The sequence below is a fragment of the Pseudomonas sp. MMS21 TM103 genome, from assembly GCF_022132145.1.
GTDB lineage: Bacteria > Pseudomonadota > Gammaproteobacteria > Pseudomonadales > Pseudomonadaceae > Aquipseudomonas.
The window spans coordinates 307,670-314,954 of sequence record NZ_JAJISP010000006.1; the positions used below are offsets into that span (position 1 = coordinate 307,670).

Annotated in this window: 6 protein-coding genes; 5 read left to right on the top strand and 1 reads right to left on the bottom strand. The window is 55.4% G+C overall.

What is annotated here, in order from left to right:
* Positions 1-269: 269 nt before the first annotated feature.
* Both LJY18_RS18780 and LJY18_RS18785 read left to right on the top strand, forming a co-directional pair.
* Positions 270-1,904 (top strand): methyl-accepting chemotaxis protein, encoded by a 1,635-nt coding sequence (locus LJY18_RS18780; protein ID WP_238043401.1) that lies wholly within the window; start codon positions 270-272, stop codon positions 1,902-1,904.
* Between the two features lie 7 nt (positions 1,905-1,911).
* Positions 1,912-2,526 carry a hypothetical protein gene (locus tag LJY18_RS18785; protein ID WP_238043402.1) on the top strand — a complete coding sequence of 205 codons (615 nt, stop codon included), beginning with the start codon at positions 1,912-1,914 and terminating at the stop codon, positions 2,524-2,526.
* Between the two features lie 178 nt (positions 2,527-2,704).
* On the opposite strand, the gene LJY18_RS18790 is transcribed toward LJY18_RS18785, so the two are convergent.
* Positions 2,705-3,172 carry a DUF3429 domain-containing protein gene (locus LJY18_RS18790; protein ID WP_238043403.1) on the bottom strand — a complete coding sequence of 156 codons (468 nt, stop codon included), beginning with the start codon at positions 3,170-3,172 and terminating at the stop codon, positions 2,705-2,707.
* A gap of 323 nt (positions 3,173-3,495) precedes the next feature.
* On the opposite strand from LJY18_RS18790, the gene LJY18_RS18795 reads away from it, so the two are divergent.
* The 3 genes from LJY18_RS18795 (at position 3,496) to queD (ending at position 7,099) form a co-directional block, all read left to right on the top strand.
* Positions 3,496-5,370 (top strand): di-heme-cytochrome C peroxidase, encoded by a 1,875-nt coding sequence (locus LJY18_RS18795; protein ID WP_238043404.1) that lies wholly within the window; start codon positions 3,496-3,498, stop codon positions 5,368-5,370.
* Between the two features lie 74 nt (positions 5,371-5,444).
* Complete coding sequence (locus LJY18_RS18800; protein ID WP_238043405.1) at positions 5,445-6,590, top strand: catalase family protein; 1,146 nt, start codon at positions 5,445-5,447, stop codon at positions 6,588-6,590.
* A gap of 152 nt (positions 6,591-6,742) precedes the next feature.
* Positions 6,743-7,099: a 6-carboxytetrahydropterin synthase QueD gene (queD, locus tag LJY18_RS18805; protein ID WP_238043406.1), complete on the top strand. Its 357-nt coding sequence runs from the start codon at positions 6,743-6,745 to the stop codon at positions 7,097-7,099.
* Positions 7,100-7,285 lie beyond the last annotated feature (186 nt).

Consider the following 7,285-nt stretch of genomic DNA (forward strand, 5'->3'; position numbering starts at 1 on the left):
CGCAGCTATCGGGCTCACGCCCTGTGCCAAGAGTCCAATAACGCAGAAAACGCCGGGGAAAACCTCAGGTTTTCACCGCGCCGGCCGAAATGCTACCAGAGACCCGGGCTGTGTTGCTGTATTAGAGCCAACTGATGCGCATCCGGGCGAGTCTCGACATTGCCCAACGCCTCAAGACCATTGCCGCATGGTCAAGAACATCAAGTGGTGCATTCCGTATATAAGGGACGCCCCCTGCCTCCTAGAACAAGAACCGAGAGAGCCTTTCTATGAACAGCCTACGCAGCCTGCCCATCAGCCGTCGCTTGTGGCTTATTCTTGTTGTCGCCATCGCCATGCTGCTGATCCTCGGCGCGTTGATGCTGAAACAGACTCATCATGACCTGTATGCCGCCAAAGAGGAGAAGACCCAGCATCTGGTTCAGAGCGCAGCAGGCATTCTCGCCCATTACCACGGCCTCGAGACAGCCACGACCCTCAGCCGTGAGGAGGCGCAGAAGCAGGCCATGGAGGTGATCCGTGGCCTGCGCTATGACGGCCAGGAGTATTTCTGGATCAATGACCAGACGCCAACCATGATCATGCATCCAACCAATCCCAAACTCGAAGGACAGAATCTTGCCGCCGTCAAAGATCAGGACGGCAAGGAACTGTTCAATGAAATGGTGCAGGTCAGCAAAACCAAGGGCGCCGGCCTGGTGCATTATCGCTGGCCCAAGCCGGGCTCCAGCGACCCGGTAGCCAAGCTTTCCTACATCAGCCTGTTTCAGCCCTGGGGTTGGATCATCGGTTCCGGCGTGTACGTCGATGACCTGCAGGCAGAATTCCAGGCACAAGCCTTGCGTGCACTCGCTATCGGCATCGCAATCACCCTACTGATGACTCTACTGGTGACCCTGATCTCGCGCAGTATTGCTCGCCCCCTGCAGGAGGCGGTCGACGCCATGGCCAATATCGCCAGCGGTGAAGGCGATCTTACTCACTCCATGGATACTCACGGCAATGACGAATTGACTGCCCTGGCCAAGCACTTCAATGCCTTTACCGAAAAGTTGCGCCACGTGATCCGCCAGTCGCTCGACTCTGCCGGTGCACTTGATCAAGCCGCACGCTCGCTCGGTGGAATTGCCCGTGAGGCCCAGCAGCACGGTCAGCAGCAATCCCAGCAGATGGAACTCGTGGCTACCGCGATCAACCAGGTAACCTATGGTGTACAAGACGTGGCGAAGAATGCCGAACATGCGTCGAGCGAAGTACATGCCGCCGAAGCCCAGGCGACCCAAGGCCAACAGAACATCGATGCCAGTTTGCGCCAGGTCAGCCAACTGTCCGGCACTATCGATCAGGCGGTAGAGGTTATTCAAAAGCTGGCGCAAGAAAGCACGCAGATAGGCAGCGTTTTGGAAGTGATCCGCTCGATTGCCGAACAGACCAACCTACTCGCCCTCAATGCTGCGATCGAAGCCGCCCGCGCTGGCGAGCAAGGTCGCGGATTTGCCGTAGTCGCCGATGAAGTGCGCTTGCTGGCTCAACGCACCCAGCAATCTACCGCTGAAATTCAGGGTATGATCGAGCGCTTGCAAGGTAACTCCGAAGCCGCGGTGAAAGTCATCAATGAAAGCAGCCGCGCGTCACAACTGACGGTCGAGCAAGCCAGCCTGGCCGGTGAAAGTCTGGAGCTAATAGCCCAATCGCTGCGCAACCTCACAGGTTTGAACGCCTCGATTGCCAGTGCCACACTACAACAGTCGCAGGTGGTTGAAGATATCAACCAGAATGTCACCCAGGCAGCCGGTTTAGCGCACAGCAACGCCCTGGCAGCTGAACAATCCAGCGAGTCCAGCCAGCGCCTGGGCCAACTGGCCGAGCAGCTCAATCAATTACTGGGCCAGTTTCGCGTATGAGGAATGAATGAGCGACATGGAACATCAGGAAGTCGACCTCGACCGATCACAGAATCAGGATTTGATCTGGGATCTGGACTCTATGGCCCGTCGCGAGCTGGCTGAGCGCTTCATCAAGCTGTTTGAAAACCGCTTGTGCGTCTATTCAGAATCCGTGCGCCAGCTCTACACCAATTACAACCTGCACTTCCCTCACGACCAGGGACGCAAAATGGTGGTACTGCCCAACCCCTATGCGTTCCATGACACCCTGCACGGCATAGAAGCACACGCAGTACGAAAAACCGGCCTCTGCGTATTGCCGGGCGTGGTCTTGGGGAAACCGGGCCTGCTGTTAACCACACAGATAAAAGACGGTGGGCCCGCACCGAAAACCATGCCGTTCAAACGGGCACTGGCACAGATCATCAGCAACCAGAAGAAAGCCGGTGACGTCTTTCTGCCAGTCATGATGAAGGGCGATTTACGCGAATTCGATCAGCAGATGCCGTATATCCACCTGCACCGTTTGCAAGTAACCCGCCTCAGCCGGCTTTCCTCGTTCGAGCGCGATGATATTCAGCAGACCATCACCCGCAAACTGCTGATGCTCTATCGCCAGGCGGACAGCCTGGCGTGTTAGCGTCAAGTCCGCTCTCGCAGCAGTAAATGTCGGCTTATCCAGGCACAAGCACTGGTTGACCTTAACTGACGGCCCAGTGCCTCAGGCTTGGATCAGCCTGGATAACGCGTTCAGGGTATTACCTACGCTGTGTGCCACTGCTCTAGTCGCGTGGTCATGCATCAGCGTCGGACTGAACTCATGCGACCAGCACACTAGCCCAGGCCAATAACAAGCTGAGTGAGACAACCACGGTTAGCGGCATACGCAGGCTCGAATACCAACGTGGTGCCAACCCTAACTTGACCGCATGCACATCTGCAAAATGGAGGCCTACATACGCGACCAAAAGTGTCGGCAGGGCCAACCCCATAGGCATCCCTGCAGAAATAGCCAACCAGCCGAGTAATGGCGGAATCACCGACAGGCCTAACTGGATCTGCGCTTGTTCATCGCTCTCCTCGGCCCGCATCGCCAGCCCCCAATGGATCGCCCCCATAAAAGCCAGGATCAAGGCTGCAAAATCCAGTAACGCCTCTAGCACGAAGGGACGCCAACCCAGTGGAATCACCCAGATTCCCAGCGCTCCACTGACAAAGGGTAGCAACCCGGCATAGCCGAGCAGAATTGCCAACCGCGGCGGCTTTTCGGCCTCAAAGGGGTGCATTGCCTACTCCTGATTTTCAGTTTAATGCCATGACAGCCTGCAACTTCTCCACCTGTTTAGCAAAGCCCATATATTAGCAGTGGAACAGCTTTGGCTTTCCAGCGATATATATCGACGAACGAAACAGGCTTTTAGGCTATTTATATTCAGTCCGCAATCTCCAGATCGCAAACGGATAAATTAATAGAGAAGCATGCTCGACAGCGGCCCCCGGTGTCAGGCTAGTTGTCGCCTCAGCTGAGAAAATAAGTGAAGGCAGCTTGCCAGCAGCCAATCAGCTTGGCATAAAGTCAGAACATGAGAATGTAACAAGGAAGTGTGTAATGCGTATGCTCCGGGCGGTTGCCTTAGGGTTCCTGATTATTTTGCTGTGCGGTCTGGGCTTGGGATTGTATTTCATTGCCTATCCCAACCTGCCTAGCTACCAGAAACCGGACAAGCTCAACTACCTCGAACAGTGGAGCGACGAGCAGCGCCAGACGTATTACTACACCCCTCAGGGTACTCAAGTTAAAGGCTTGCGTTACGACTGGTTCAGCGCCCTTGAGTTGCCCCTGAATAGAGATAAATTTGCCGCGCCAGAATACCTGGCGCGCTTTGGTTTTCTGGTCGATCCCGAACAGAAGCCGACAACACACAACCCGGCCAATTTGCCGGTCGGCTTTGCCCGCCACGAAGACAGCGAGACGTCCACTGAGTATCTGGATATAACCTGCGCGGCCTGTCATACGGGCGAGTTACGCTACCACGGGCAGGCCGTGCGGATCGATGGAGGCTCAGCGCTGCATTCATTGGCTTCAACCGTACCGACACTCAGAGGCGGCAGCTTCGGCCAGGCACTCGGCATGAGCATGGCCTTCACTTACTATAACCCATTGAAATTCAGGCGTTTTTCCAAGTCCGTACTTGGTGAGCAGTACCAGCAAGACCGTGCTCAACTGCGCCTGGACTTCAAAGTCGTACTTGATCGCTTGCTCGGTACGGCATTCAACGACTGGCATCGCGGCCTCTACCCGACCGAAGAAGGTTTTGGCCGTACCGACGCCTTTGGCCGCATCGCCAACAGCGTCTTCGGTGATGCTATCGACCCCAGTAATTACAGGGTCGCTAACGCTCCTGTCAGCTACCCACAAGTCTGGGATATCTGGAAATTCGATTGGGTGCAGTGGAACGGATCAGCCATGCAACCCATGGCGCGCAATGTCGGCGAAGCTCTAGGTGTAGGTGCAACATTGCAACTACTGCAAGCTGACGGACATCCTGTGCCAGAAGGCGAGCGATACACATCAAGCGTACGCCTGCGTGACCTCTACGTTCTGGAGGAAGCCCTCAAGCATCTGAAGCCGCCGATTTGGCCCGAGGAGATTCTCGGTAAAATCGACCTGCCACTGGCCAGCCAAGGTCGCGCACTGTTCGCAGAGAACTGCGCCTACTGTCACGCCCCCGAGCCCAAGCCGCGCGCCGAACGCCTGGCGCCGGCACGCGATCCCGAATGGCACATGCGCATAGTGCAAACCGACATCATCGGCACAGATCCAACCACCGCCGATAATATTGCCGATCACCGCTTCGATATAAGCAAACTCGGCTGGACTAAGGCCGAACTCAGCAAGCTGGATGTCCGCCTCTTCGGCATGAGCCTGGATGACGTTGATCTGCACAGCATATCCAGCGCCACGGGGCTGGCCTACCTAACCGCCTATGTTGAGAACCGCGCCTACCAGAACGCAGATATCCAGCCTCGTGAGCGCTGGCGTATGAATGGCTACGGACTGCCTATAGGCGTGCAGGAGAAACGTGGCTACAAGGCCCGGCCACTGCATGGCATATGGGCCACCCCACCGTTCTTGCACAATGGTTCGGTTCCTACGTTATTCCAACTGCTCTCACCACTTTCAGAGCGTCAAGTTCAATTCTGGGTCGGCAGCTTCGAGTACAACCCGAAGCATGTCGGTTTCGATAGCAGTAAATTTCCAGGTGGCTTTCTATTTGATACCAGCATCCGCGGTAACAGCAACCGCGGCCATGAGTTTAGAGAAGGTTGTCGCCAGGGCGGCGTGATTGGTCGTGCGCTGCAACCCGAAGAACGCTGGGCTCTGCTCGAATACCTGAAGGTGCTGGGTACCCCAGAGTTAGAAGCCCAACTCCTACCGATCGAAGCAAAACCCTGGCACCCAGGGCCCAAGTGCCAGGCTTGACTCAATAGAAGCACCACAAACGGCAGAGTCTGTAACTGCCAACAGGAATAACAAGAACGAAAAGGATTAGCGCTATGCTCAAACGACTCTGGCTCTGGCTTGGTCGCTGGTTCGGTAAGCTCTTACTGCTGCTACTAGTCATAGGCCTGAGCGCCTGGGGTTTAGGTAACGCTTATTACAGCTGGAAATTCTCCGGTCCGGTTTCCAGCGAGGAACAAGTCCCACCAGGTGAAGCGGCACTCACCCAAGGCATCATCGAAGATGCTATCCGGGTAGTCGAACAACACCGAAACAACACCCGTGTTTTGCGCGATGCCCATGCCAAAGCCCACGGCTGCGTAAAGGCGCAAGTAACGGTGCTGGCCGACCTTGACGACAGTCTTCGTCATGGCGTATTCAGCGAGAGGGGCAAAACCTGGCAAGCCTGGATACGCTTCTCCAATGGCAACGCCTACCCGCAATTCGACCGTATTCGCGATGCCCGCGGCATGGCCCTAAAACTGCTCGACGTACCAGGTCAAAAACTCCTGGGCAACGCCGCGCAAATGAGCGAACAAGACTTCGTCATGTTCAATCACCCTGCATTCTTCGTTCGTGATGTGGCCGAATACAAAGACAACTTCGCAGCCCAAGCCGAGGGTAAAAAAGCGCTGGCATTCTTTCCGGGTTGGGATCCACGGAGCTGGGAAATTCGTCACCTGATCATTGCCCTGAAAACCTTGGCTCCCGCTCCGTCCAGCCCAGTTTCGACTTCCTACAACTCCATCGCCCCATTCAAGCTTGGCCCGCACAACATCAAGTATCGAGTCATCCCTGCACCGGAAAACTGTCCGGGCTATGTACTGCCCACGCCGAACAAAGATCTTCCCAATTTCCTGCGCAGCGCACTCTACCAACAGCTCTCGCTTGACCGTGTTCCTGCCTGTTTCGCCTTGCAGATTCAGCGGCAGAACCCCGCCTACTATATGCCAATCGAAGATCCTAGCGTGGAGTGGGACGAGTCGATCTCACCATTCCAGACAGTCGCCGAGATCGAACTCCCAGCACAAGACTTCGACAGCATTGAGCAAAATTTTGTTTGTGACAACCTGGCATTCAACCCTTGGCACTCGCTACCGGAGCACCGCCCCATAGGCGGAATCAACCGCCTGAGGAAGGTCGTATATTCAGCCGTCAGCGTTTATCGCCAGGAGAGAAACCGGCAACCTGCGACTAAGTAGAAGCCAGCTGTAGTGGCTCAACACCGGAGGGGCGGTTTAGGTACCTGTACGACCAGCTCGGGACGGCACAGCTACGCTGGTCAACCAGAACTGGTAATATCACCCTTTATCGAAGCGGTGCGTGCAACCGCGTATTTTTAGAGAGACAGCCCGTGGAATTGTTCAAAGAGTTTATTTTCGAAGCGGCCCATCGACTTCCCCATGTGCCAGAGGGGCATAAATGTGGGCGCTTGCACGGCCATTCCTTCCGCGTTGCCGTCTATATCGAAGGCGAAATCGATCCCTATACTGGCTGGATTCGGGATTTTTCTGAGATCAAAGCGATCTTCAAGCCACTCTACGAGCAACTCGACCATAACTATCTGAACGAAATCCCAGGCCTGGAAAACCCCACCAGCGAAATCATCGCCAAATGGATCTGGCAAAAACTCAAACCTCTCCTTCCCGAGCTGTCCCGTATCCGCATCCACGAAACCTGCACCAGTGGCTGCGAATACCGCGGAGACTGATTAAGCCGCAATTAACCAAAAAGCCACCTGCAGTTGGCTTTTTAATGCTCTCCGTAAATTTCTCGCGCAAAGACAAACCCCCCACCTGCTTACGCAGATGGGGGGTTTGGAATATAAGCTTGACGATGACCTACTCTCACATGGGGAAACCCCACACTACCATCGGCGATGCATCGTTTCACTACT

Excerpts from the sequence above, each read along its gene's own strand:
- LJY18_RS18800 (WP_238043405.1), top strand. The coding sequence starts at position 5,445 with ATGCTCAAACGACTCTGGCTCTGGCTTGGTCGCTGGTTCGGTAAGCTC.
- LJY18_RS18790 (WP_238043403.1), bottom strand. The coding sequence starts at position 3,172 with ATGCACCCCTTTGAGGCCGAAAAGCCGCCGCGGTTGGCAATTCTGCTC.
- LJY18_RS18795 (WP_238043404.1), top strand. The coding sequence starts at position 3,496 with ATGCGTATGCTCCGGGCGGTTGCCTTAGGGTTCCTGATTATTTTGCTG.
- LJY18_RS18785 (WP_238043402.1), top strand. The coding sequence starts at position 1,912 with ATGAGCGACATGGAACATCAGGAAGTCGACCTCGACCGATCACAGAAT.
- LJY18_RS18780 (WP_238043401.1), top strand. The coding sequence starts at position 270 with ATGAACAGCCTACGCAGCCTGCCCATCAGCCGTCGCTTGTGGCTTATT.